Source organism: Bacillus sp. JZ109 (assembly GCF_053903135.1).
This window is the reverse complement of the sequence record NZ_CP096388.1, coordinates 2284485-2308655: the sequence shown is the minus strand read 5'-3', so window position 1 is coordinate 2308655 and position 24171 is coordinate 2284485. Positions and strand designations below refer to the sequence as shown.

Here is a 24171-nt window from a genome sequence, read left to right as displayed (position 1 = left end):
TTTTGGATGAATTACATTCGGCACGTGAAAAGACGACTGGCCTGCAAACGTTAAGATGGCAAGCTTGACAAGTATTTCCGACACATTTACAATGAAGTTGTAACATTTGTTTTTTTAACATGATTGTTAAACCATTTAAACTTGACAAGGGCGATGAACACACTCATTCCCTGTGAAGGTTCTGTATGTTGAGAAAACTAGACAATGTACATGCCGACACTTTTTAAGCAACAACCAAGTTCATAGCAAGAGGAGGTGAAAGTATGACCCCAATTATGATGGTTCTCATCTCCATTTTGCTGATTCTACTCGGTTTAGTTGTTGGCTACTTTGTTCGTAAAACCATTGCCGAAGCGAAAATTGCGGGCGCACGCGGTGCAGCCGAGCAAATTCTTGAAGATGCAAAGCGTGATGCTGAAGCACTGAAAAAAGAAGCTCTGCTTGAAGCAAAGGATGAAATCCACAAACTTCGAATAGATGCTGAACAGGAAGTTCGTGAAAGACGAAATGAGCTTCAAAAACAAGAAAACCGTTTACTCCAAAAGGAGGAAAACCTTGATCGCAAACATGAGGGAATTGATAAACGGGAAGCGATGTTGGAGAAGAAAGATCATTCTCTGAATGAACGACAACAACATATTGAAGAGATGGAAAGCAAAGTGGATGAGATGATTCGTATGCAGCAGTCAGAGTTGGAACGAATTTCGAGTCTGACTCGTGATGAAGCAAAACAAATCATTCTTGAGCGGGTTGAAAACGAGCTTTCACATGACATCGCCATCATGACAAAAGAAACTGAAAACCGTGCGAAAGAAGAGGCGGATAAGAAAGCGAAAAACATTCTTTCACTCGCCTTACAGCGCTGCGCAGCGGACCACGTTGCCGAAACAACGGTATCAGTTGTCAATCTTCCAAATGATGAGATGAAAGGACGTATCATCGGACGGGAAGGGCGTAACATTCGTACGCTTGAAACGCTGACAGGAATTGACCTGATTATTGATGATACGCCTGAAGCTGTCATTCTTTCCGGATTTGATCCGATCAGACGTGAGACAGCCAGAATTGCTCTTGATAAACTCGTTCAGGATGGCCGTATTCATCCGGCACGGATTGAAGAAATGGTTGAAAAATCTCGCCGCGAGGTCGATGACTATATTCGTGAGATGGGTGAGCAAACGACATTTGAGGTTGGCGTTCACGGCCTCCACCCAGATCTCATCAAGATCCTCGGCCGCTTAAAGTTCCGTACAAGCTACGGTCAAAATGTGCTTAAGCATTCCATGGAAGTCGCATTCTTGGCCGGTCTAATGGCATCGGAGCTTGGTGAAGACGCAAAGCTTGCTAAACGTGCGGGTCTTCTTCACGACATCGGGAAAGCAATTGACCATGAAGTAGAAGGAAGCCACGTTGAAATCGGGGTAGAGCTTGCGACCAAATATAAAGAGCACCCAGTCGTGATTAACAGTATTGCATCACACCACGGGGATGAGGAGCCGACTTCCATTATCGCTGTGCTGGTAGCTGCAGCAGATGCGCTTTCCGCTGCAAGACCTGGCGCAAGAAGTGAGACGCTCGAGAATTATATTCGAAGACTTGAAAAACTCGAAGAAATTTCTGAGTCCTACGAAGGTGTTGAAAAATCATTTGCCATTCAGGCTGGACGCGAAGTGCGTATTATGGTGAAGCCAGATTCAATTAATGATCTTGAGGCTCATCGACTGGCGCGAGATATCCGCAAGCGAATTGAGGACGAGCTCGATTATCCAGGTCATATTAAGGTGACAGTAATCAGAGAGACTCGAGCCGTAGAGTATGCAAAATAAAGTGATGCGCTAAGCATCACTTTATTTTTTTGACGGCAAGGAATTTTCAAGAAGAAAGGATTTACAAAATGAGAATTTTATTTATCGGAGATGTTGTCGGTTCACCGGGCCGTGACATGGTCAAAGAATATGTACCAAAGCTAAAAACAAAATATAAGCCTCACTTTACCATTATTAATGGTGAAAACGCCGCACATGGAAAAGGCCTGACGGAAAAAATTTATCACAGCTTAATCCAGTCCGGCGCAGATGCAATCACAATGGGGAACCACACATGGGACAAAAAAGAAATATTTGATTTTATAGATGACGTTCCGAACTTGGTTCGCCCGGCAAACTTTCCTGAAGGAACACCGGGGAAAGGGATCACATATGTGAAAGCAAACGGCAAAGAACTAGCAGTCATTAATTTGCAGGGACGTACGTTTTTGCCGCCGCTTGATGACCCGTTTTTAAAAGCGGACGAATTGATCGCAGAAGCTGCGAAAAGAACACCGTACATTTTTATCGACTTTCATGCCGAAGCGACAAGTGAAAAGCTCGCACTTGGCTGGTACACGGATGGGAGGGCGTCGGCTGTAGTAGGAACTCATACACACGTGCAAACAGCGGATAACCGCATTTTGCCGAAGGGAACGGCATATATTACTGATGTGGGAATGACTGGCCCGTATGACGGTATACTGGGGATGGACAGAGAGACGATTATTAAGCGATTCAAAACGAACCTTCCAGTCCGGTTTACTGTCGCTGAAGGAAAAACAACGCTCAGCGGAGTTGTCATTGACATTGACGATCAAACGAAAAAAGCCGTGAAAATTGAGCGTATTTTAATCAACGATGATCACATGTTCTTTGAATAGTTGAACATATGGTTATTTTATAAAAATATTAAAAAGAAAAGCAGGAATATAGCAACTCCTTAGTGAATATAGTAAAAATGGAAGGTAGCCCGCTATTTTTGAAAAGCATTGTGGGGATGGCTTTTTGGATAGCAACATCTAATAATGATTGTTCTAATGAACACTCACTTATCCATTGTAAAACTAAGGGGGAGCAGAAATGGAAATCTTAAAAGTTTCAGCAAAATCGAGTCCAAATTCAGTGGCAGGTGCGCTTGCAGGCGTGTTGAGAGAGCGAGGAGCCGCCGAGATTCAAGCGATCGGAGCGGGTGCATTAAACCAGGCTGTAAAAGCTGTGGCGATTGCCAGGGGATTTGTGGCGCCTAGCGGCGTTGATTTGATTTGTATTCCGGCTTTTACAGATATTCAAATCGATGGGGAAGAAAGAACAGCGATTAAATTAATCGTGGAGCCTCGCTAAAAACAAATAAAGCATTCTCAACCTGTTTGCGTAATGCAAACAGGTTGTTTTTCATTTATTGTGATATTTTCTCCCAATAGTATTTTTAGCACATAAATGAGCGAATATACAAAACCAGAAATGAGCTAAAACGTTTCAAAAAAAATTCCGCTCATTTTTCAAGACAGATACTTTTGTCCTTCTGGAGAAGACAGTGCTGTTTACGCTTATTCCATATCATGGTACAATCCGAATATAACAAGAATTTTTCAAGGAGGATTGTACATGCAGAGTGGAAAGATGAAAGCTCTAATGAAAAAGGACGGGGCGTTCGGTGCTGTGCTGACTGAAGTTCCCATTCCTGAGATTGATAAACATGAAGTCCTCATAAAAGTGAAAGCCGCTTCCATATGCGGCACGGATGTCCACATTTATAATTGGGATCAATGGGCACGTCAGAGAATCAAAACACCCTATGTTTTCGGCCATGAGTTCAGCGGCATCGTAGAGGACGTGGGAGAGAATGTCAGTAGTGTAAAAGTGGGAGAGTATGTGTCTGCGGAAACACACATTGTCTGTGGTGAATGTGTCCCTTGCCTAACAGGAAAATCTCATGTGTGTACCAATACTGCTATAATCGGAGTGGACACGGCAGGCTGTTTTGCAGAGTATGTAAAAGTTCCAGCTGATAACATTTGGAGAAATCCCGCTGATATGGACCCGTCGATTGCTTCCATTCAAGAGCCTTTAGGAAATGCAGTTCATACCGTACTCGAGAGCCAGCCTGCAGGAGGAACGACTGCAGTCATTGGATGCGGACCGATTGGTCTTATGGCTGTTGCGGTTGCAAAAGCAGCAGGAGCTTCTCAGGTGATAGCGATTGATAAGAATGAATACAGGCTGAGGCTTGCAAAACAAATGGGAGCGACTTGTACTGTTTCTATTGAAAAAGAAGACCCGCTCAAAATTGTAAGCGCTTTAACTAGTGAGGAAGGAGCAGATCTTGTTTGTGAGATGTCGGGTCATCCCTCAGCGATTGCCCAAGGTCTTGCGATGGCTGCGAATGGCGGAAGATTTCATATTCTCAGCTTGCCGGAACATCCGGTGACAATTGATTTGACGAATAAAGTGGTATTTAAAGGGCTTACCATCCAAGGAATCACAGGAAGAAAAATGTTTTCAACATGGCGCCAGGTGTCTCAGTTGATCAGTTCAAACGTGATCGATCTTGAACCTGTTATTACCCATCAGTTTCCGTTAGAGGAGTTTGAAAAAGGTTTCGAACTGATGAGAAGCGGCCAGTGCGGAAAAGTAATTTTAATTCCATAAAGGGGGATAAACATGACGAAGGAATTTGATTTTTTAAAAGCAGAGCTTGATAGTATGAAAGAAAACCATACATGGCAAGACATAAAACAGCTTGAATCTATGCAGGGTCCATCTGTCACAGTGAATCACCAAAAAGTCATTCAGCTATCTTCTAATAATTACCTCGGATTCACTTCACATCCTAGACTCATCAATGCCGCACAGGAGGCCGTTCAGCAGTATGGAGCCGGCACCGGATCAGTGAGAACGATTGCCGGTACATTTACAATGCATCAAGAGCTTGAGAAAAAGCTGGCAGCCTTTAAAAAAACGGAGGCGGCACTTGTATTCCAATCAGGCTTCACAACAAACCAAGGCGTACTTTCAAGTATTCTATCAAAAGAGGACATTGTCATCTCAGATGAATTGAACCATGCCTCTATTATTGACGGAATACGACTGACAAAGGCGGATAAAAAGGTGTATCAGCACGTCAATATGAGTGATTTAGAGCGGGTGCTGAGAAAGTCAATGAATTATCGGATGCGTCTGATTGTGACAGACGGCGTATTTTCCATGGATGGCAACATAGCTCCTCTGCCTGATATTGTAGAGCTCGCTGAGAAATATGACGCATTTGTGATGGTGGATGACGCCCATGCATCCGGAGTACTTGGCGAAAACGGCAGGGGAACGGTGAATCACTTCGGCCTTGACGGCAGAGTTCATATTCAGGTCGGAACATTAAGCAAGGCAATCGGAGTGCTCGGCGGCTACGCTGCAGGTTCAAAGGTGCTGATCGATTATTTGCGCCATAAAGGCCGTCCATTTTTATTCAGCACATCTCATCCGCCGGCTGTCACTGCAGCTTGTATGGAAGCAATTGATGTCTTGCTTGAAGAGCCGGAGCATATGGAGCGCTTGTGGGAGAATACTGCCTATTTTAAAGCAATGCTTGTGAAAATGGGGCTGACTCTCACGAAGAGTGAAACGCCGATTCTTCCTATTTTAATAGGTGATGAAGGTGTGGCAAAGCAATTTTCAGATCAGCTCCTTTCTCACGGTGTTTTTGCCCAAAGTATCGTTTTCCCGACTGTAGCAAAGGGAAAAGCCAGAATTCGCACGATTATAACAGCAGAGCACACCAAAGATGAACTGGATCAGGCGCTTGATGTCATCGAAAAGACGGCAAAGGAGCTCCAGCTATTGTAACAAGAGGAAGAGTTTACTCTTCCTCTTTTGATTCCTTATTGATTATTATTCTCAATGAGTGTACAATGATAGGTTGCCAGTTGTGCAGAGCTTCAATAACCTTTATACTGAAGGGTGGAAGTTTGGTTTGAAAGGAGAAAATATGACATGAATGAAAAACAAAAATTAGAGAGCGGACAAGTTAATCCATCGGACAAAAAATCCGAGAAGGATTACAGCAAGTACTTTGAAGCTGTTTACATTCCGCCTTCTTTAAAAGACGCGAAAAAACGAGGCAAGGAAGCCGTTACTTATCATAATGACTTTAAAATTTCTGAACAATTTAAAGGATTGGGAGACGGAAGAAAGTTCTATATCCGTACGTACGGCTGCCAAATGAATGAACACGATACAGAGGTTATGGCAGGGATCTTTATGGCGCTCGGTTACGAAGCGACAAACTCTGTTGACGATGCCAATGTCATTTTGTTAAATACATGTGCAATCCGTGAAAATGCTGAAAATAAGGTGTTTGGTGAGCTCGGGCACTTAAAAGCACTGAAAAAAAACAATCCCGATCTAATTTTAGGCGTGTGCGGCTGTATGTCCCAAGAGGAATCAGTCGTGAACCGTATTTTGAAAAAACATCCGTTTGTCGATATGATTTTCGGAACGCATAACATTCATCGCCTGCCGGAGCTTTTGTCAGAAGCATACCTTTCAAAAGAAATGGTTGTAGAAGTTTGGTCTAAGGAAGGGGACGTTATTGAAAACCTTCCGAAAGTCCGAAATGGAAAAATTAAGGGCTGGGTCAATATCATGTACGGCTGTGACAAATTCTGTACGTATTGCATTGTGCCTTACACACGTGGAAAAGAAAGAAGCCGCCGCCCTGAGGATATCATTCAGGAAGTGAGAAGGCTTGCAAGTGAAGGCTATAAGGAAATTACTCTGTTAGGCCAAAACGTAAACGCGTATGGAAAAGACTTTGAAGATATGACGTACGGACTTGGTGATTTGATGGATGAACTGAGAAAAATCGATATCCCGAGAATCCGTTTTACAACGAGTCATCCGCGCGACTTTGACGACCGCCTCATTGAAGTGCTGGCAAAAGGCGGAAATCTGCTTGATCACATTCATCTTCCGGTTCAATCAGGAAGCTCAGAAGTTCTGAAGCTGATGGCCCGCAAATATGACAGAGAGCGTTACATGGAGCTGGTGCGAAAAATTAAAGAAGCAATGCCAAACGCTTCATTGACAACGGACATTATCGTCGGATTTCCAAATGAAACGGACGAACAGTTTGAAGAAACGCTTTCTCTATACCGTGAAGTGGAGTTTGACAGCGCCTATACGTTCATTTACTCTCCGCGTGAGGGCACTCCGGCTGCTAAGATGAAAGATAATGTACCGATGCGTGTGAAAAAAGAACGCCTGCAGCGTCTGAACGCGCTGGTGAATGAAATTTCTGCTAAAAAAATGAAGGAATACGAAGGCAAGGTTGTCGAAGTATTAGTTGAGGGTGAAAGCAAAAATAACCCTGATATTCTTGCCGGCTATACGGAAAAAAGCAAGCTTGTCAATTTCAAAGGGCCGAAGGAAGCCATCGGCAAAATCGTCCGCGTGAAAATCCAGCAAGCGAAAACATGGTCGCTTGACGGAGAAATGGTAGGAGAAGCAATCGAGGTGAAATAAGATGACGCTCTACTCAAAAAAAGACATTGTGCAGCAGGCACGAAACCTTGCAAAAATGATCTCTGAAACAGAAGAGGTTGATTTTTTCAAACGGGCTGAAGCGCAAATCAATGAGAATGACAAAGTGTCCACAATCGTTAATCAGATTAAAGCCCTGCAAAAGCAGGCTGTCAATCTGAAGCATTATGAAAAGCATGAAGCGCTCAAACAAGTAGAAGCAAAAATTGACGCGCTGCAAGAAGAGCTTGAAGAGATTCCTGTTATCCAGGAATTCAGAGACTCGCAGATGGAAGTAAATGACCTACTGCAGCTCGTTGCACACACCATTTCCAACCAAGTCACAAATGAAATCATCACATCAACCGGAGGCGACCTGCTGAAAGGGGAAACCGGTTCAAAGGTGAAGCATTCAAATAACAGTTGTTCTCTCTAAACACGGTGCCTTTACAGGCCCGTGTTTTTTTATCATTTGTGCGGTTAAAAATGAACTAAATAATCTATGTACCAAATGTTCAATTTGTTTTTCTGTGCTCAGCCGCGTATAAACTTTATCGCACTTATAAGTAAAGTTTCTAGGCACCCCTGCATACAATGGAACAGAAACTTTGTATTTTTATATTTTATTTATAAAAATGCACACTAGACAAATGCCCAGCATAAGATAACACGAAGAAGAACAAGGAGGCATGCCGGAATGTCTGAATACAGGGAAATTATTACGAAGGCAGTAGTAGCGAAAGGCCGAAAATTCACCCAATGCACCAACACCATCTCGCCTGAGAAAAAACCGAGCAGCATTTTGGGTGGTTGGATTATTAACCACAAGTATGACGCTGAAAAAATTGGAAAAACGGTAGAAATTGAAGGGTATTATGATATAAACGTATGGTACTCTTATGCGGACAACACAAAGACAGAGGTTGTCACAGAACGGGTAAAATATGTAGATGTCATTAAACTCAGATACAGAGACAATAATTACTTAGATGATGAGCATGAAGTGATTGCCAAAGTGCTTCAGCAGCCAAACTGCCTTGAAGTGACCATTTCGCCGAATGGAAATAAAATCGTTGTGCAGGCAGAAAGAGAATTTTTGGCGGAAGTGGTAGGGGAAACAAAGGTAGTTGTTGAGGTCAATCCTGACTGGGAAGAGGATGACGAGGAAGATTGGGAAGATGAGCTTGATGAAGAGCTTGAAGACATCAACCCGGAGTTTTTAGTGGGAGATCCTGAAGAATAAAAAAGGGACTAGGGGAGACAGTACCCCCAAGTCTCTTTTTTATATTGATATATCATTCTTTTATCACTTTTTGTTTATGTTATAATGAAGGTTGGAAAATAGAAACGTAGATACATAGTGAGGGATTAAACAATGGCCGGTTATACGCCTATGATACAGCAATATTTAAAAATAAAGGCAGAGCACCAGGATGCCTTTTTATTTTTTCGCCTGGGTGATTTTTATGAAATGTTTTTTGAGGACGCCAAAAAAGCGTCACAAGAGCTGGAAATTACGTTAACGAGCAGAGACGGCGGTGCGGCTGAAAAAATACCGATGTGCGGTGTGCCGTATCATTCTGCTTCCGCGTATATCGAACAGCTTATTAAAAAAGGATACAAAGTGGCGATCTGTGAACAGACGGAAGATCCGAAAGCCGCAAAGGGCGTTGTGAAAAGAGAAGTAGTTCAGCTGATTACGCCCGGAACTGTAATGGACGGCAAAGGCATCCATGAGTCGGAAAATAACTTTATCGCATCTGTTTCAGCCTGCTCGAACGGATACGGACTTGCGCTGTCTGATTTAACAACGGGAGAAAATTTGGCTGTTTTGATTGAACGGCTTGAAGACGTCATATCAGAAATTTATTCAGTCGGCGCACGGGAAATCGTGGTTTCAGGAAGCTTGGATGCCGATACAGTGGCACAGCTGAGAGAGCGGTGCGGTGCAACGATTTCAATTGAAGACGGAGAAACAGACGAACACGTAACGATCATTGAGCACTTAAATAATGAAGATATAACAAAAACATTTATGCGCTTATATACGTATCTGAAAAGAACCCAAAAGCGCAGCCTTGATCATCTTCAGCCCTTGCAGGTGTATGAGCTTGAGGAAGCGATGAAAATTGACTTGTACTCAAAGCGTAATCTGGAGCTGACCGAAACAATCCGTTCAAAAAATAAAAAAGGCTCCCTTTTGTGGCTGCTGGATGAAACAAAAACGGCAATGGGAGGCCGGCTGCTTAAACAGTGGATTGACCGGCCGCTTATCAGAGTCAATCAAATCGAAGAGCGCCAAGAAATGGTGGAAACATTGATGTCCCATTTCTTTGAACGGGAAGATCTGCGTGAACGTTTAAAAGAAGTATATGACTTAGAACGCCTTGCCGGCCGCGTTGCATTCGGAAATGTCAATGCCCGGGATTTGATTCAGCTGAAGGAATCGTTAAAGCAAGTTCCTGGCATCAAACAGCTGGTTGCTTCACTGGCTCATGACAAGGCCAAGGAACGTGCAAAGCGCATTGACCCTTGCGGGGATGTACTTGAACTGCTGGAAGAAGCGCTGTACGAAAACCCTCCTTTATCGGTAAAAGAAGGGAACCTGATTAAAGATGGTTATAATCAAAAGCTTGATGAATATCGTGATGCAAGCAGAAACGGAAAAGACTGGATTGCCCGCTTGGAACAGCAGGAGCGGGAATACACAGGCATTCGCTCTTTAAAGGTCGGCTTTAATAAAGTTTTCGGTTATTACATTGAAGTGACTAAAGCAAACTTGCATTTGCTTGAGGAAGGGCGTTATGAGCGGAAGCAGACGTTAACCAATGCAGAGCGCTACATTACACCTGAATTAAAAGAAAAAGAAGCGCTCATTTTAGAGGCGGAAAATAACATCTGTGAGCTGGAGTACGAGCTGTTTACCGAGCTGCGCGAGAAAGTGAAGCAGTATATTCCGCGGCTGCAGCAGCTTGCAAAACAGATGAGCGAGCTGGACGCACTGCAATGCTTTGCGACAATCAGTGAAAATCGCCACTACACGAAACCAGAGTTCTCTAAAGATGAAGTCGAAGTGATTGAAGGCAGACACCCGGTTGTTGAAAAAGTCATGGACAGCCAGGAATATGTCCCGAACAACTGTATGATGGGCGATAACAGACAAATGCTTCTCATTACAGGTCCAAACATGTCAGGGAAAAGCACGTATATGAGACAAATCGCGCTCATTTCCATTATGGCGCAAATCGGCTGCTTTGTACCCGCGAAAAAAGCGGTGCTTCCGATTTTTGATCAAATTTTTACGCGAATCGGCGCTGCAGATGATTTGATTTCCGGACAAAGTACATTTATGGTAGAAATGCTTGAAGCGAAAAATGCGATTGTCAACGCGACGAAAAACAGCCTCATTCTGTTTGATGAAATCGGGCGGGGAACGTCCACTTATGACGGCATGGCGCTGGCACAGGCGATTATTGAATATGTTCACGATCACATCGGCGCCAAGACGCTGTTCAGCACACACTATCACGAGCTGACCGTTCTTGAGGACAAGCTACCCCAGCTGAAAAACGTTCATGTTCGCGCTGAAGAATATAACGGAACGGTTGTCTTTCTTCATCAAATTAAAGAAGGTGCGGCTGATAAAAGCTATGGTATCCATGTAGCTCAGCTTGCCGAACTGCCGGGAGATCTGATTGCGCGCGCCCAAGATATTTTAAAAGAGCTTGAGCATTCAGGAAACAAACCGGAAGTGCCGGTGCAGAAACCTCAGGTGAAAGAAGAGCCGGCACAGCTGTCCTTTTTTGACGAAGCGGAAAAGCCGGCTGAAACACCAAAGCTTTCAAAAAAAGAAAAGCAAGTGATCGATGCTTTCAAATCACTTAATATACTGGATATGACACCGCTTGAAGCGATGAATGAAATGTACAAGCTGCAAAAGAAATTACATTAAAACGGGGTGATGAATGTGGCAAAAGTCATCCAGCTGTCAGATGAGCTTTCAAATAAAATAGCGGCGGGCGAGGTTGTGGAACGGCCCGCCTCAGTCGTCAAAGAATTGGTGGAAAATGCGATCGACGCTGACAGCACAGTCATTGAAATCGATATTGAGGAAGCAGGCCTTGCATCCATTCGGGTCTTGGATAACGGCGAAGGAATGGAGAATGAAGATTGCAAGCGAGCTTTCCGGCGCCACGCAACGAGTAAAATAAAAGATGAAAATGATTTATTCAGGGTGAGAACGCTCGGTTTCAGGGGAGAAGCCCTGCCGAGTATCGCGTCAGTCTCTCATCTGGAGATTACAACAAGCACTGGTGAAGGAGCTGGGACGAAGCTCGTCCTCCAAGGAGGAAACATCATTTCCGAATCGCGTTCCTCAAGCAGGAAGGGAACTGAAATTGTCGTTTCCAACCTGTTTTTTAACACACCGGCCCGTTTGAAATATATGAAAACCGTTCATACAGAGCTTGGAAACATTACAGACGTGGTTAACCGTATTGCTCTGGCGCATCCAGAGGTATCGATCCGCCTGCGCCATCATGGGAAAAACCTGCTTCAAACGAACGGAAACGGAGATGTGCGCCATGTACTGGCAGCGATTTACGGCACGGCTGTCGCCAAAAAAATGCTTCCGCTGCATGTGAGCTCCTTAGATTTTGAAGTAAAGGGATATATCGCTCTCCCAGAGATTACACGGGCGTCGAGAAACTATATGTCGTCTGTGGTCAATGGCCGTTACATTAAAAATTTCCCGCTCGTCAAAGCGGTTCATGAAGGCTATCATACGCTTCTGCCGATCGGACGCCATCCGATTACTTTTATAGAAATTACGATGGACCCGATTTTAGTCGATGTCAATGTGCATCCATCGAAGCTTGAGGTCCGGCTCAGCAAGGAAACAGAGCTTCATGACTTAATTCGTGACGGAATTAAAGATGTATTTAAACAGCAGCAGCTGATTCCGAGTGCCCAGCTTCCGAAAAAATCGGCACCTGTTATCAAAAATGAGCAGCAGTTCATAACCTTTGATGAAAAGCCTCCGGAAAGAAAAGTACCGGAAAAAGCGCATGCGCCATCTTATTCACCAATGAAGCTCAGCTCAGTCGTGAAAGAGCCGGTTGATACGGAGGAAGAATTGCCTCCTCACCAATTTGATGCTCCTCCTATCGTTGATCAGGAACAAACCCTTGAGGTGTCCGATGTTTCAGAAGAACTGCCTGAAACATTTGAGCAGGAATGCCATGAGGAACAGCAGCAGCCAGCGTCTGAGCGGGTTCCGATTATGTACCCGATCGGCCAGATGCACGGGACTTATATATTGGCACAAAACGAAAACGGCCTGTATATTATCGACCAGCACGCCGCCCAAGAACGTATTAAATATGAGTACTTTCGTGAAAAGGTGGGGGAGGTTGAGCCTGAGGTGCAGGATATGATTGTACCGCTGACGTTCCACTACTCCACAAATGAGGCTTTGATTATTGAACAGCACAAACAAGAGCTCGAAAGCGTCGGTGTCTTTTTAGAGTCATTCGGCTCTAACAGTTACATCGTCCGTTGCCACCCGGCCTGGTTTCCAAAGGGAGAAGAAGCAGAGCTTATAGAAGAAATCATTCAGCAGGTGCTCGACTCCAAAAATATAGATATTAAAAAACTCCGCGAGGAAGCGGCGATTATGATGAGCTGCAAAGGCTCCATCAAAGCAAATCGCCACCTCAGAAACGATGAAATCAAAGCGCTTCTCGACGACCTCCGAAGCACATCAGACCCATTTACATGCCCGCACGGCCGCCCGATCATCATACACCATTCCACTTATGAGATGGAAAAGATGTTCAAACGCGTGATGTAGCGGGGGTGGTAAGCATTGATCCATTCTCTGAATGGATCAATGCTTTTTTTGTACTCCTTCGAGTGTCAGATTATAAGAAACGGTTGTAAACGTGTGAGCAGTGTTAACGCATTATACTTCATGGTTTCTCCGTATAACAAAATTTCCATTTACAGGCAATTGGGATTAATGTATATTTTGGGTGAGGGGGTGGAAACATATGGCATGTGGTCCGAAGATCATTATCTTTTTGGATGAACTTGATGATCCAAATGTAAGAATCATTTTAGAATGCAGAATTTAAATTACAACATTGTGTTTTGCTCCCTGTTCGTGTGAACAGGGAGATTTTTTCGTTTATATAACTGGTGATGTCCAAATATAGGGTGTTATGAATTTTCCATATCTGCCATCGGCTTTAAGCTGCTTCTCTATTAGGCTGGTTATCAAAAGCAAGTTCAATGAAAGCCATGAAAGCTGATATCACAACAAGCAAGATATCTGGAATATAAATAGACTGCATAAAGTAATCTGCAAAACAAATTGTTATAAGATTGCTGATAAAATACAGTATAAAAGCAAAAAGTGCAGTCTTTTTCAATGAAAGTGATTTTGCCAAAATGATAGAGAGAATCTTTGTGAGTGGGTCTATGATTAAACCTACAGCAAAGCAGGCTAAAATAAATAAAGCTAATGTTTGATTGGAAGCGTATGTGATGCCAAGTATGGAGAATAAGCCTTTCATCCCGAAGAAAAAGCCGCCGAAGATGACTGCAAGCGCAATGGCCGCGATAAAAGTGATAGATACAATTCCGATTAATTTTGATCTCAGGTTAAAATCTTCTTTAGAGTGCTCGTTCTGTTCTTTTTGGTTCAAGTATGACACTCCCTTCCCCTGCTTACTCATACAAACAGCACCCTTGAATCAGCCCAAAATATCTATAAGTCTATTTTCTAACGAAAATAGTATAGCATATTTTAACAAAACCAAAAAAGGTCCTTTCCACTGGGGAAGGGCCTTTTTCTTCATGTTAACTCCTGAGATTCGCCGAAGCTTTCTCTTTTTTTGGCCAAATAAAATAGCTGGCTGTAATGAGAAAGTCAATGCCTATAATGACAGTCCACAGTTTAAGAATGCCGCTCAACGCCTCGGTTCGGGCAGAGTCATTGATAAAATAGATCATCCCTGCCAATAGTCCAGCACCAATTAAGTAGGCCAGCACATGTCTTAGCCAGCCTTTCGCACCGTGCTTGGCATGGTCCATTCCAAAACGTTTCAGCGGTTTTGCGCCTTTTTTTGTCACATAATATTGAAATTTTTCATCTGCCCATTGAATCATTTGTTTTCCATAAGCGATCGATATACCGATGTAAACAGCTGCAATCCCATGGGCTGCGGTCGCTGAGGCTCCGCGGTAAAGGTCCACACCAGTTACCGCTAACAAGATCAAATCGATAACTGGAGTTAAGGCAAGGAATAGCAGTCCTAATGTATGTCGTTTGAATACGTAGCGTACAGCAAGCCCCAAAACAATGACAACCCAAAACGCAATTTCACAGAAAACAATCATCCATGCGATACCGTTCAATCCATTCCCCTCTTTTCAATACAGTTGTATTATTTAAATAATATGTTACCATCTTTGTTTTTGTAACACAACTGTATTATAAAAATTGCTCTCTCATTTTTTTCTTGTTACAATAAAGCTATGCCAAAACAAATTGACCATGAGAAAAGAAGAAAACAAATTGCAGAAGCAACGTGGCGCGTCATTTTAGAACGAGGGATGGAGGGAGCATCAGCCAGGAACATTGCAAAGGAAGCAGGATTGTCATTAGGTGCGCTGCGCCATTATTTCTCTACACAGGATGAATTGCTTGCTTTTGCAATGAAACTTGTCCAAGAAAAGGTGACGGACCGAATTAAGGACATTGCAGTGAGGGATTTGCTCCCTAAGGAAAAAGTGTTGCAAATTTTGCTTGAAATGGTCCCAACGAATGAAGAAACGATTAGAGAGATGGAGGTTTGGTTTGCTTTTACTGCTTACGCCAGACATAAAAAGGATATGTTTGATGCGAATCATGACGGGATTTTCAGCGGCATGCGGAATCTGATTGCCTATTTAGATGAATCCGATTTACTGAAGCAGAATGCTGATAAAGACATTGAAGCTGAGAGACTTTACGCGCTTGTTGACGGCTTGGCTTTACATGCCATGCTTGACCCCGTGCGCGTGAATAAAGACCGAATCAAGCGGGTCATTATGCAGCATGTAGAGTCAATTTGCGTGGAAGGTAAACGTGAGACAGAAGAGAAGGAATAATGATAAATCTGTATAAAAACGGTTCAATAAAGTGCCTTGATCTATTTACTAAGTGTTACTGGATAGCTCGATATAAAGCAGCGCCTTTGAACGAAAGCTCAAAGGCGCTACGCTGTATTATTTTGATGAAAGTGACTGTCAGCTGTGCTGGATATCAATTGTATATACTGCACGATCTGTTACGACCTTCAATCCTTCGTTTTCTTGGTGAATATGAATGTCACCTAATAAAGGAATCTCATAGGCATTTTGCGGAAGCGGTACGTTTCCGTCCTCAGTGAATGTTGTTCCTTCGCCTTCTAAAACAAGCTCTTCTTTCGCAACATAATCATCAGGATGATTCGTACTGCGTATAGCCACTTTTTGAAGGTGGAGAACAATCTGATCCAAGTCTGATATCTCTTCATCATGGGTCAATTCACCTTTTCTAATATCAAGCGTCTGGCCGACTTTTGATTCCAGCCATTGAGAAAGCTGTGTATTCGTGTGTGCCATCAATATTCCTCCTTTTGATCTACACGATACTATTCCCAATTGCTGCATCTTTTACACGGAAAAGAGCCGCCTCACTCTTTATGTATGAAACAATTCGCTGTTGAGAGCCTTGATATAGCGTACGGCAGAACGCTGGACCGCTTCACTTGCATTTTCTTTGACAACTTTAGAAAAAGCATTGTAAAGCCGGTTGAATTGAAGCGGTTTTACTTTGGCTGCTATTTCTTCAACTTTGGAGGCGGGAAGGGGAATGAGATTTGGGTAGCTGTACATAAAGCTGACCCAGTTTCGGTCCGCCGCAACCGTAATGATATCTCCGGTCAATAGACACCCTTTCCCTTCATTGCCCTTGCTCCAATGCAAAACAGCACCGCCTTTAAAATGTCCGCCCAGTCGGTAAAGGTCCAGTCCCGGCTTTACGTTGAGCGTTTCCCCTGACCAGAAGTGAATGTGATTGCTTGGCCTTGTCACCCATTCTTTATCATCCTCATGGATATAGATCGGCGCCTGAAACGCTTCAGCCCACTCAACCTGAGTAGAGTAATAATGCGGATGAGACAAGGCGATGGCTTGAATACCGCCTAATTCGTTGATTTGGTCAATTGTCTTTTGGTCAAGATATGTCATGCAATCCCACAGCACATTGAAGCCCTTATGCTGGATAAGATGGGCTGTTTGTCCAATCGCAAACTCTGGTTCAGTTTTGATGCTGTAAAGATGCTCTTCTTCCTTTTGGAGGATGTTTTGAAGGGTTCCTTTCTCACGCATGTCTTCAAGGGTTGTCCAACTTTGTCCATCGGGATGAATATACTGCCTTTCATCCTCGCAAATCAGACACGAGTTGGGCGGATCTACAGTCTGTGCATGTTGCACACCGCATGTGTTGCAGATATAATATGGCACTTTCTTCACTTCCTTCATCTATTTTCCATTATTTTACCTTATGATTATGAATATTCAAACAAAAAACCGGCAGTTCTGCTGAAAGAGAATTGCCGGCTTTTGATGATGTTTATTGGCCGGGAACGGAATTTTCTGCGTTGACAGCGCCCGCTCCGTAGATATTCGGATCTTCATCTTTCCATTTGTCCGTGCCGTTTTTCAAAAGCTCTTTTACTTCATCAGGGGTAAGATCCGGGTTTTGCTGAAGAATTAAAGCTGCGATTCCTGCGCAAATCGGTGTTGCCATCGAGGTTCCTGACATTGTAAAGTACTGAGACCCTACACGGCTTGACTTTTGGAGCTTATCAATATAAGAATTCGGAGAGCGAAGGGAAATAATATTAACACCCGGCGCTAAAATATCGGGCTTTTCTTTCCCATATACTGTCGGGCCGCGGCTTGAGAAAGAAGCGACAGCATCATCATCGCTGCTTGCAGTATTGTTATCGTCAAGCGCACCTACTGTAATCACCTTTTCGCTCACGCCCGGGCTTGCAATGGTCTGCGAATCAGGGCCTGAGTTTCCGGCAGCGACACAGACGACAATCCCTGCGTTCCACGCTTCTTCAACCGCTCTGACTAACGGATCTTCCTGTTCATGATCATATCTAAGGGCATCGCCCCCGAGCGACATGCTAATAATATCAATCGGTTCATCGGGGTTGTCCTCATTGTATTGAATACACCACTCAACACCCTCTATAATATCTGCTAACGTTCCTGAACCCTGCTTGTTTAATACCTTTACGCCGATGAGATTGGCTTCCGGTGCAGGTCCGCGGTATTGACCGGAAGAGGATGCACCGCTGCTTGCGACATCACCTGCACAGTGTGTGCCATGACCATTATCATCGTACGGCTCTGTTTTTTGATTGACCATGTCCGCGAATCCGATAATTCTGCCTTCTAGATCAGGATGCGGGTAGATTCCTGTATCGACAACAGCGACAGTAACACCTTTTCCTGTCAGGGTTTGCCCGTTTCTGACGACTTCCTTCGCATGGCTTGCTTCGGTTGCCGTGTCTAAAAGCGCTTTGACTTCGCGGTTTAAATACACTTTACGGATATTGCTGCATTCAGAGAGAAGGGAATGTAATGCTGAAGGAGTAACCTCCGCGCTGCAGCAATTGATTTTGTTGAAGCGGCTTTTTAGCTTGCTGCGTTTTTCTTTTTGCAGAACCTCTCCAGCCATTTGAAAGCCGGTCTCGTGACAGCCTTCCTCAAATTCGATAATGACTGACATTTTTTTTCTGTTTTGCAATTTGGTTTCGAAAAATTTATGCAAGAAGCAAGGAGTCCATTTGAAGGGCCTGTAAAGCTGCAATACGGTTTCCCGTAACGGCCAATCTAGCTTGTGAGCATTTGCTCTCACCATTTGTACCATAGAGTACCCAAACATGTATTTTCCTCCTATTATAAAGTTCTCTGTATACTCTATGAACAGATGATAGGTTTGGTAAGTTTGTTTGTCCTCTATAAGAGACAGACAAGAGTTTGTTTTTCTGAATCTTTCGCATTAGATGCGATAGATTCAGAAGTTGAGGAAATCATTGGGGATTGAAAAAGAACGTTTGTTCGTATTATAATGTGGTCATATCAAACTGGGAAGGGGAGAGCAACCGTATGAATTTCTACTTGCACCGATCTTTGGAAAGCCAAATGCCAATCAGCATTATATATATGAAGAAAGACGGAACGATTAGTAAAAGAACGATTATTGTGAGACAGAAAAGCAAAACGAAAATCAAAGCATTTTGTTTTTCGAAACAACAGATCAGAACATTTTTATTGGACTCTATCCTCTCCTGTGACTTTGTGAGAACAAATAAGCAAAATCTCTATTCTGCAGGCCGGTAACAGCTGTCCGTCTCAGCAACCGGGCAGCCTGTTACTAAAACCCTCCTTGAACCTATATACATTTATTTGCCAAGTGAGGTTGTTCCTACCTTTTATGTCTTTCCTCTCAACCTTTTTTCACTCTTATTTGAAATGAACCGCTAATAACCGTGACAATCAATTGATTTTTTGAAACCGGGAACTTTTTCACTGATGATATTGTGTATACAATGGTAAGATAAAACCTATTGGCTAAACCTCATATAATGAACCGCGCCATTCTTATGAAAGGAGTTAAACATGAGAAGATTTTTACTAAATGTCATATTAGTCTTAGCCATTGTCTTGTTCTTGAGATATGTTCATTACTCATTGGAACCTGAACCATCAAATCAGCCAGATACATATTCAAATTTCAGCAGCTTGGCAGAGAATGAGAGCCCAGCCGATTACGATATTTCATATAATGAGAAAAAAGGAAGCAAAGTCTTAATTATGTCTCCGCATGGCGGAAGAATTGAAGGCGGAGTAAGTGAGCTTGTGCGTTATTTCAATAATGAATACTCTACATACCTGTTTGAAGGGTTGAAGTCCCACGATAACCAAACGCTGCACATTACAAGCACCAACTTTGATGAGCCATTGGCAAAAAAGAAAATCAAGGAGCATCAATATGTGGTGGCTTTTCACGGATATAAAGGAGAGAACAAGAATACGCTTGTAGGGGGAACAGACCGAAAGCGGGCGAAAATGATTGTGAGAGCCCTTGAGCGGAGAGGGTTTTCCGCTGAGTTAGCGTCGTCTAAAAGCGGTCTTGCTGGATTGAATGCCGAAAACATTAATAACCAAGGGGAAACGGGGCTAAGTATCCAGCTGGAAATCAGCCGTGAGCAGAGAGAAGCATTTTTTGATGATTTTTATTATAAAAATAGAAAATACACAAAGAATAGTGAATTTTATGCTTATGTCAGTGCGATCAAAGGTGTCCTGGAAAAAGAGTATTCGTAACAAGCAGATCAGAAGACAAAATAAGAGAAGATCAGTAGACTGAAATAGGATAAAAAAGGAGGCAAAACAATGGCAGATCATCATTTTTATTTAAAAGTGAATTGGCCGGGTAACCGCAATGATGTCGGTACGATCGAAAGCGGAAACCTGATCACATCGATTTCCATTCCTAAAGAAATGGATGGCCCGGGAGAAGGGACCAACCCAGATGAAATGCTTCTCGGGGCGGCAGCGACCTGTTACATTATTACACTTGCAGCGATGATGGAGAGAAGCGGGCTGGAAAAAGAAGACTTACAGATGGAGTCAGAAGGCATTGTCGACGTCACAAAAGGAGTCTTTACATACAAAAAGATCATTCACCGTCCCTCTGTCGTGCTTAAACATGATGCTTCTCAAGACGACGTCGCATTGGCGCACAAGCTTTGTAAAAAAGCGGAGTCGTCATGCATGATTTCGCGTGCAATTCAAGGAAATGTCGAGCTGCAGCTTGAAGCCTCTGTGAAACTGGGTGGAGAATAAAGAAAACAGACGGTCACTCACAGGCCGTCTGTTTTTTATCTTCAGCGTGGGCTTTCGATTGATTTAGCACGACCACGCCTGCAATGACAAGCGTGAGACCGAATACACCTTTTAAACTGATGGTTTCGCCAAAAAGCAAAAACCCGACAATTGCTGTAAGTGCGGTACCAACGCCCGACCATGTTGCATACGCGCTTGATAAGTCAATTGTTTTTAAAGAAAAGCTTAGAAACGTAAAAGCAGAAAGAAATCCGACTATGACTCCGGCAATGGGCCAGGCTTGTGTAAATCCTTCTGAAAGCTTCAGCATCGTGCTCCCAAACACTTCAGATACAATGGCGAGAGCCAAATAAAGCAATCCTCTCATCTTCATCACTCCTTTACTGCCAATTAAGTAACACGACCCCTGATAGTAATAAAAGAATCCCGATAAGCCCTTTGGCATTCAGATCTTCCTTGAACCATTTTACTCCGATCACTGTCGTCAGCACCGTGCCCGCCCCGCTCCAAGTCGCATAGGAGAGGCTCAGGGGAATATGGTTTAAAGTCAGGGACAGCATATAAAAGGCGAGGGAATAGCCAATAACGACCAAAGCACTTGGCTTCCACTTTTTGAAGCCATCAGATACTTTCAGCATGGCTGCTCCTATCGATTCCGAACATATGGCAATCGTGAGGAATATATATCCTATCAACATCATGAATTCTCCTCACTATATTTTTAGATTAGAAAAAACTTCAGCTAGAAAAATATTAGTGTATGCCTATGTATGAGTCAAGAGATTCATTTTCACACACTTAAAAAGACCCCTTTTTAAGGGGTCTTTTGCGTTTAATAATAAAAAGGGAACGGGGCATACGGATAATAGGGGTATCCGCCATACAAATAAGGATTAAATAAAGCGCTTCCTATAAGCCCGCCTGCAAGGCCGCCGATAAACGGTCCTCCAAAAAATCCGAATGGCCGGCCAAACCCATAACCAAATCCGGGTCTTCCAAACCCGTAACCGAACCCGAACGGTCTTCCAAACCCAAATGGTCTCCCGAATCCGAACGGCCTTCCAAATATTCTTGTATCTTCAGGGCTGAAATGCTCTAACTCGTTCATGTTTTCTTTCCTCCTGTAATAAAGTGTAGATGATGCAGTGTATTCACCCTGCCCGGATTTGATTGGGCGAATCGAGGAAAAGGAGGATGTGAACACATTGGGCCTGTATCAGTCTGACTGGTCAAAAGCACCGCCCCACGCACATGCTTATCATGTCAAAACAACGAGAGAACAGGGCCATTATCATCTCATCGAAGGGTTTACTCAGCCGGCAAACGGATCAAATACCGATCAGCATACACATTACTATACAGGGATCACTTCATTTGAAAACGGCCATTTTCATCGGTATTACGGAATCTCAGGACCGGCGATTCCCTTAGCAGATGGCACACATTATCATGAAATCGAAGAAACGACGTATCTGGCCTATAACGAGCCGATTGAGATCCAGTACGGAGGGGTTGTGTACGATCCCGGAGATGACAGAAGAAAAACGCATCGTCATACCCTGAAAGGAAAGACAAGGGAAATTGTCGGCAATGAGCCGCTCGGCTGGTAGAAGGATGTTTACCGATGCAAAAAAAGGGCAAAATGGATAGGTGGTTGTCCATGTTGAATGATATAATGGGGGGAGATTTATAAAAGAGAGTGATACATATTGAATAATACGAAGCAGCCCGTTGTCATTTTAGTCGGACCGACGGCAGTGGGGAAAACCAATTTAAGTATTCAGCTAGCCAAATCCTTAAACGCGGAAATTATCAGCGGAGATTCGATGCAGATTTATAAAGGGATGGATATTGGAACAGCTAAAATTACCGAACAGGAGATGGAGGGAGTGCCCCATCATCTGATTGACATTTTAGATCCCCAAGACTCTTTCTCTACTGCCGATTATCAAAGCTTAGTAAGAAATAAAATCAGCGAGATTGCAAATAGAGGAAAGCTTCCGATGATTGTCGGCGGTACAGGGCTTTATATACAATCTGTGCTTTACGATTATACATTTACGGAAGAGGCAAATGATCCCGTGTTTCGAGAGAGCATGCAAATGGCTGCTGAGCGGGAAGGCGCTGACTTTCTTCATGCCAAACTTGCTGCAGCAGATCCCGAGGCAGCAGCTGCGATTCATCCGAATAATACAAGAAGAGTCATTCGCGCACTGGAAATTTTACATACGTCCGGAAAAACGATGTCCCAGCATTTGAAGGAACAAAAACGAGAACTTCTGTACAATGCAGTGTTAATTGGCCTGACAATGGATAGAGACACGCTTTACGAAAGAATTAATCAGCGGGTCGATATGATGATGCAGTCAGGCCTTCTTCCGGAAGTGAAACGCTTATACGACAAGAACGTGAGAGACTGTCAATCAATACAGGCGATAGGCTATAAAGAGCTGTATGCATATTTTGACGGTTTTGTGACACTTTCCGATGCTGTCGAACAGCTAAAGCAGAACTCGAGGCGGTATGCGAAACGCCAGTTGACGTGGTTTCGCAACAAAATGCAGGTCACATGGTTCGATATGACACCGCCTGTTGATATGGAGCTGAAAAAAAAGGAAATTTTCACACATATAGCAGGAAAACTCGAACTTTAATCGAAACTGTATGATATAGAGAATCAAGGAGGACGAAACATGAAACCGATTAATATTCAGGATCAGTTTTTGAATCAAATCCGGAAAGAAAATACGTATGTCACTGTTTTTTTGCTGAACGGCTTTCAGTTGCGGGGCCAGGTGAAAGGCTTTGATAACTTTACCGTATTGTTGGAATCGGAAGGTAAGCAGCAGCTTATATATAAACATGCGATCTCAACGTTTGCGCCGCAAAAAAACGTCCAGCTTGAACTCGAATAGATCAAAAAATGCCATGTCAAGACATGAGGAAAGGCTGCCGGGGGTTCCCGGCGGCCATTTTTAACATGCATCCACTTTTGCTCCAAGCTTTTTGTGTAAGCTGACCATGCCAAGGCACGGTCTTTTTTTATGAGAACAACATACGGAAGTAAAAATGGTATATTATGTATAAAATGAATTTGGGAGTGATCGACCTTGTTTGAAAGTGAAGCAGAACTGAGACGAATCAGGATTGCACTTGTATGGATAGCTGTCTTTTTACTGTTTGGGGCGTGCGGGAATCAAGATACCATTATTGAAACAAACAGCGGCAATTCAGACTATGAAACGCCTCAGCCCACCTCGTTTCCACTTGAACATAACCATTTTGGCGTTATGGAGGACGGCTATATCAAAATTTATGAGTATAATGAGTCCCGCAATGAGGTAAAGCTGAAGAAAGAATACGCGGATGATGAGCTTGAATAAAATTCACAAGCATTCGAATTTACAAAGCGGATGCCAGCCGCTAAACTAAATACAGACACAGATCAAACAGAGGGTGAAAACATGAAGCATAAAGTGATCGTGAATCATTGGGAAGAAATTTGCGAAGATGATTCTTGCTATGAATACGGAACAAGTATCATTGTGAACGGAAAAGAATTAATCAGAGAAGCGTCAATTATCACTGCTTTGAAGACGGTTTTAGAAGAGATCGGCGCGGATGTTGAAATAGAAGAAACAGTAGAGAGCGAAAAATGCTGTGATAGCTTAAGAAAAAAAAATCTAGACTACTAAGCAGTTTTTTTTCATGTTATGATATACATCGGCTAAAAACGACACCCCGAGTAGGACGAGAGATGATTCTCGTTCTGCTCTCTTTTTTGGGCCCTAATGAGTCTGCCCATTTGCCTGATTTGATCAAAATATGAATTTTTCATAAAAACGAATCTATATATTGTGTTTTTGCTAGAGGGTAGTATACTATATATAGT

General features: G+C 43.3%; 27 protein-coding genes. 19 read left to right on the top strand and 8 right to left on the bottom strand.

All coding sequences use genetic code 11. From position 1 onward, the window contains the following. Positions 1–263: 263 nt before the first annotated feature. The 10 genes from rny (at position 264) to mutL (ending at position 13173) form a co-directional block, all read left to right on the top strand. Positions 264–1826, top strand: a complete 1563-nt coding sequence (rny, locus tag M1D94_RS12195; protein ID WP_003221010.1) for a ribonuclease Y — start codon at positions 264–266, stop codon at positions 1824–1826. Positions 1827–1894: 68 nt separating this feature from the next. After that, positions 1895–2689 carry a 2',3'-cyclic-nucleotide 2'-phosphodiesterase gene (gene ymdB, locus M1D94_RS12190; RefSeq protein ID WP_003245138.1) on the top strand — a complete coding sequence of 265 codons (795 nt, stop codon included), beginning with the start codon at positions 1895–1897 and terminating at the stop codon, positions 2687–2689. 199 nt (positions 2690–2888) lie between these two features. After that, positions 2889–3149 (top strand): stage V sporulation protein SpoVS, encoded by a 261-nt coding sequence (gene spoVS / locus M1D94_RS12185; RefSeq protein WP_003154135.1) that lies wholly within the window; start codon positions 2889–2891, stop codon positions 3147–3149. Between the two features lie 264 nt (positions 3150–3413). Next, entirely contained in the window at positions 3414–4457 is a 1044-nt protein-coding gene (gene tdh / locus M1D94_RS12180; protein WP_273797335.1) for an L-threonine 3-dehydrogenase, read from the top strand. A 12-nt stretch (positions 4458–4469) separates the two neighbouring features. Continuing rightward, on the top strand, positions 4470–5648 hold the full coding sequence (locus M1D94_RS12175) for a glycine C-acetyltransferase (protein ID WP_015715903.1): 1179 nt from the start codon (positions 4470–4472) through the stop codon (positions 5646–5648). 147 nt (positions 5649–5795) lie between these two features. Then, positions 5796–7325, top strand: coding sequence for a tRNA (N6-isopentenyl adenosine(37)-C2)-methylthiotransferase MiaB (gene miaB, locus M1D94_RS12170; protein WP_014664026.1), 1530 nt, complete (start codon positions 5796–5798; stop codon positions 7323–7325). A 1-nt stretch (position 7326) separates the two neighbouring features. Beyond that, complete coding sequence (ricA, locus tag M1D94_RS12165; RefSeq protein ID WP_003231834.1) at positions 7327–7758, top strand: regulatory iron-sulfur-containing complex subunit RicA; 432 nt, start codon at positions 7327–7329, stop codon at positions 7756–7758. 261 nt (positions 7759–8019) lie between these two features. Beyond that, positions 8020–8565 carry an outer spore coat protein CotE gene (gene cotE / locus M1D94_RS12160; RefSeq protein WP_003231833.1) on the top strand — a complete coding sequence of 182 codons (546 nt, stop codon included), beginning with the start codon at positions 8020–8022 and terminating at the stop codon, positions 8563–8565. Positions 8566–8697: 132 nt separating this feature from the next. Beyond that, entirely contained in the window at positions 8698–11274 is a 2577-nt protein-coding gene (mutS, locus tag M1D94_RS12155; RefSeq protein ID WP_101501644.1) for a DNA mismatch repair protein MutS, read from the top strand. Between the two features lie 15 nt (positions 11275–11289). Continuing rightward, on the top strand, positions 11290–13173 hold the full coding sequence (gene mutL, locus M1D94_RS12150; protein ID WP_021479271.1) for a DNA mismatch repair endonuclease MutL: 1884 nt from the start codon (positions 11290–11292) through the stop codon (positions 13171–13173). Positions 13174–13570: 397 nt separating this feature from the next. On the opposite strand, the gene M1D94_RS12145 is transcribed toward mutL, so the two are convergent. Next, the gene (locus M1D94_RS12145; RefSeq protein WP_282627387.1) at positions 13571–14029 is read right to left on the bottom strand and encodes a regulatory YrvL family protein; all 459 of its coding nucleotides are present in this window, start codon (positions 14027–14029) and stop codon (positions 13571–13573) included. A 154-nt stretch (positions 14030–14183) separates the two neighbouring features. After that, positions 14184–14741: a hypothetical protein gene (locus tag M1D94_RS12140; RefSeq protein ID WP_282627388.1), complete on the bottom strand. Its 558-nt coding sequence runs from the start codon at positions 14739–14741 to the stop codon at positions 14184–14186. A gap of 120 nt (positions 14742–14861) precedes the next feature. On the opposite strand from M1D94_RS12140, the gene M1D94_RS12135 reads away from it, so the two are divergent. Then, entirely contained in the window at positions 14862–15476 is a 615-nt protein-coding gene (locus M1D94_RS12135) for a TetR/AcrR family transcriptional regulator (RefSeq protein ID WP_014479831.1), read from the top strand. 138 nt (positions 15477–15614) lie between these two features. On the opposite strand, the gene M1D94_RS12130 is transcribed toward M1D94_RS12135, so the two are convergent. From M1D94_RS12130 to aprX, 3 genes are all read right to left on the bottom strand, one after another. Further along, a complete protein-coding gene (locus tag M1D94_RS12130; RefSeq protein WP_003231786.1) occupies positions 15615–15971 on the bottom strand; it encodes a hypothetical protein in 357 nt (118 codons plus the stop codon). Between the two features lie 78 nt (positions 15972–16049). Further along, positions 16050–16874, bottom strand: a complete 825-nt coding sequence (locus tag M1D94_RS12125; RefSeq protein WP_031314957.1) for an MBL fold metallo-hydrolase — start codon at positions 16872–16874, stop codon at positions 16050–16052. Between the two features lie 109 nt (positions 16875–16983). Next, positions 16984–18312, bottom strand: coding sequence for a serine protease AprX (gene aprX, locus M1D94_RS12120; RefSeq protein WP_282627390.1), 1329 nt, complete (start codon positions 18310–18312; stop codon positions 16984–16986). A 224-nt stretch (positions 18313–18536) separates the two neighbouring features. Between aprX and M1D94_RS12115 the strand changes: the two genes are divergently transcribed. The 3 genes from M1D94_RS12115 to M1D94_RS12105 all read left to right on the top strand — a co-directional run bounded on the left by M1D94_RS12115 (position 18537) and on the right by M1D94_RS12105 (position 20279). Beyond that, entirely contained in the window at positions 18537–18770 is a 234-nt protein-coding gene (locus tag M1D94_RS12115; RefSeq protein ID WP_014476869.1) for a hypothetical protein, read from the top strand. Between the two features lie 279 nt (positions 18771–19049). Further along, the gene (locus M1D94_RS12110; RefSeq protein ID WP_003245758.1) at positions 19050–19757 is read left to right on the top strand and encodes a poly-gamma-glutamate hydrolase family protein; all 708 of its coding nucleotides are present in this window, start codon (positions 19050–19052) and stop codon (positions 19755–19757) included. A gap of 69 nt (positions 19758–19826) precedes the next feature. Continuing rightward, on the top strand, positions 19827–20279 hold the full coding sequence (locus M1D94_RS12105) for an OsmC family protein (protein WP_282627391.1): 453 nt from the start codon (positions 19827–19829) through the stop codon (positions 20277–20279). Positions 20280–20292: 13 nt separating this feature from the next. Here M1D94_RS12105 and ebrB read toward each other — a convergent pair whose 3' ends face one another. From ebrB to M1D94_RS12090, 3 genes are all read right to left on the bottom strand, one after another. Continuing rightward, entirely contained in the window at positions 20293–20646 is a 354-nt protein-coding gene (gene ebrB / locus M1D94_RS12100) for a multidrug efflux SMR transporter subunit EbrB (RefSeq protein ID WP_003245163.1), read from the bottom strand. Between the two features lie 13 nt (positions 20647–20659). Next, positions 20660–20977, bottom strand: coding sequence for a multidrug efflux SMR transporter subunit EbrA (ebrA, locus tag M1D94_RS12095; RefSeq protein WP_015483253.1), 318 nt, complete (start codon positions 20975–20977; stop codon positions 20660–20662). A 134-nt stretch (positions 20978–21111) separates the two neighbouring features. Continuing rightward, positions 21112–21387 carry a hypothetical protein gene (locus tag M1D94_RS12090; protein WP_003245252.1) on the bottom strand — a complete coding sequence of 92 codons (276 nt, stop codon included), beginning with the start codon at positions 21385–21387 and terminating at the stop codon, positions 21112–21114. Positions 21388–21475: 88 nt separating this feature from the next. Here M1D94_RS12090 and M1D94_RS12085 point away from each other — a divergent pair, with 88 nt between their 5' ends. From M1D94_RS12085 to M1D94_RS12065, 5 genes are all read left to right on the top strand, one after another. Continuing rightward, positions 21476–21889, top strand: a complete 414-nt coding sequence (locus tag M1D94_RS12085; protein WP_003231769.1) for a YmaF family protein — start codon at positions 21476–21478, stop codon at positions 21887–21889. Positions 21890–21988: 99 nt separating this feature from the next. Beyond that, positions 21989–22933, top strand: a complete 945-nt coding sequence (miaA, locus tag M1D94_RS12080; RefSeq protein ID WP_021479248.1) for a tRNA (adenosine(37)-N6)-dimethylallyltransferase MiaA — start codon at positions 21989–21991, stop codon at positions 22931–22933. A gap of 39 nt (positions 22934–22972) precedes the next feature. Then, the gene (gene hfq / locus M1D94_RS12075; protein WP_003221097.1) at positions 22973–23194 is read left to right on the top strand and encodes an RNA chaperone Hfq; all 222 of its coding nucleotides are present in this window, start codon (positions 22973–22975) and stop codon (positions 23192–23194) included. Positions 23195–23389: 195 nt separating this feature from the next. Then, positions 23390–23662 (top strand): YmzC family protein, encoded by a 273-nt coding sequence (locus M1D94_RS12070; RefSeq protein WP_069322601.1) that lies wholly within the window; start codon positions 23390–23392, stop codon positions 23660–23662. 81 nt (positions 23663–23743) lie between these two features. After that, positions 23744–23974, top strand: coding sequence for a hypothetical protein (locus tag M1D94_RS12065; protein WP_153256763.1), 231 nt, complete (start codon positions 23744–23746; stop codon positions 23972–23974). Positions 23975–24171: the final 197 nt, after the last annotated feature.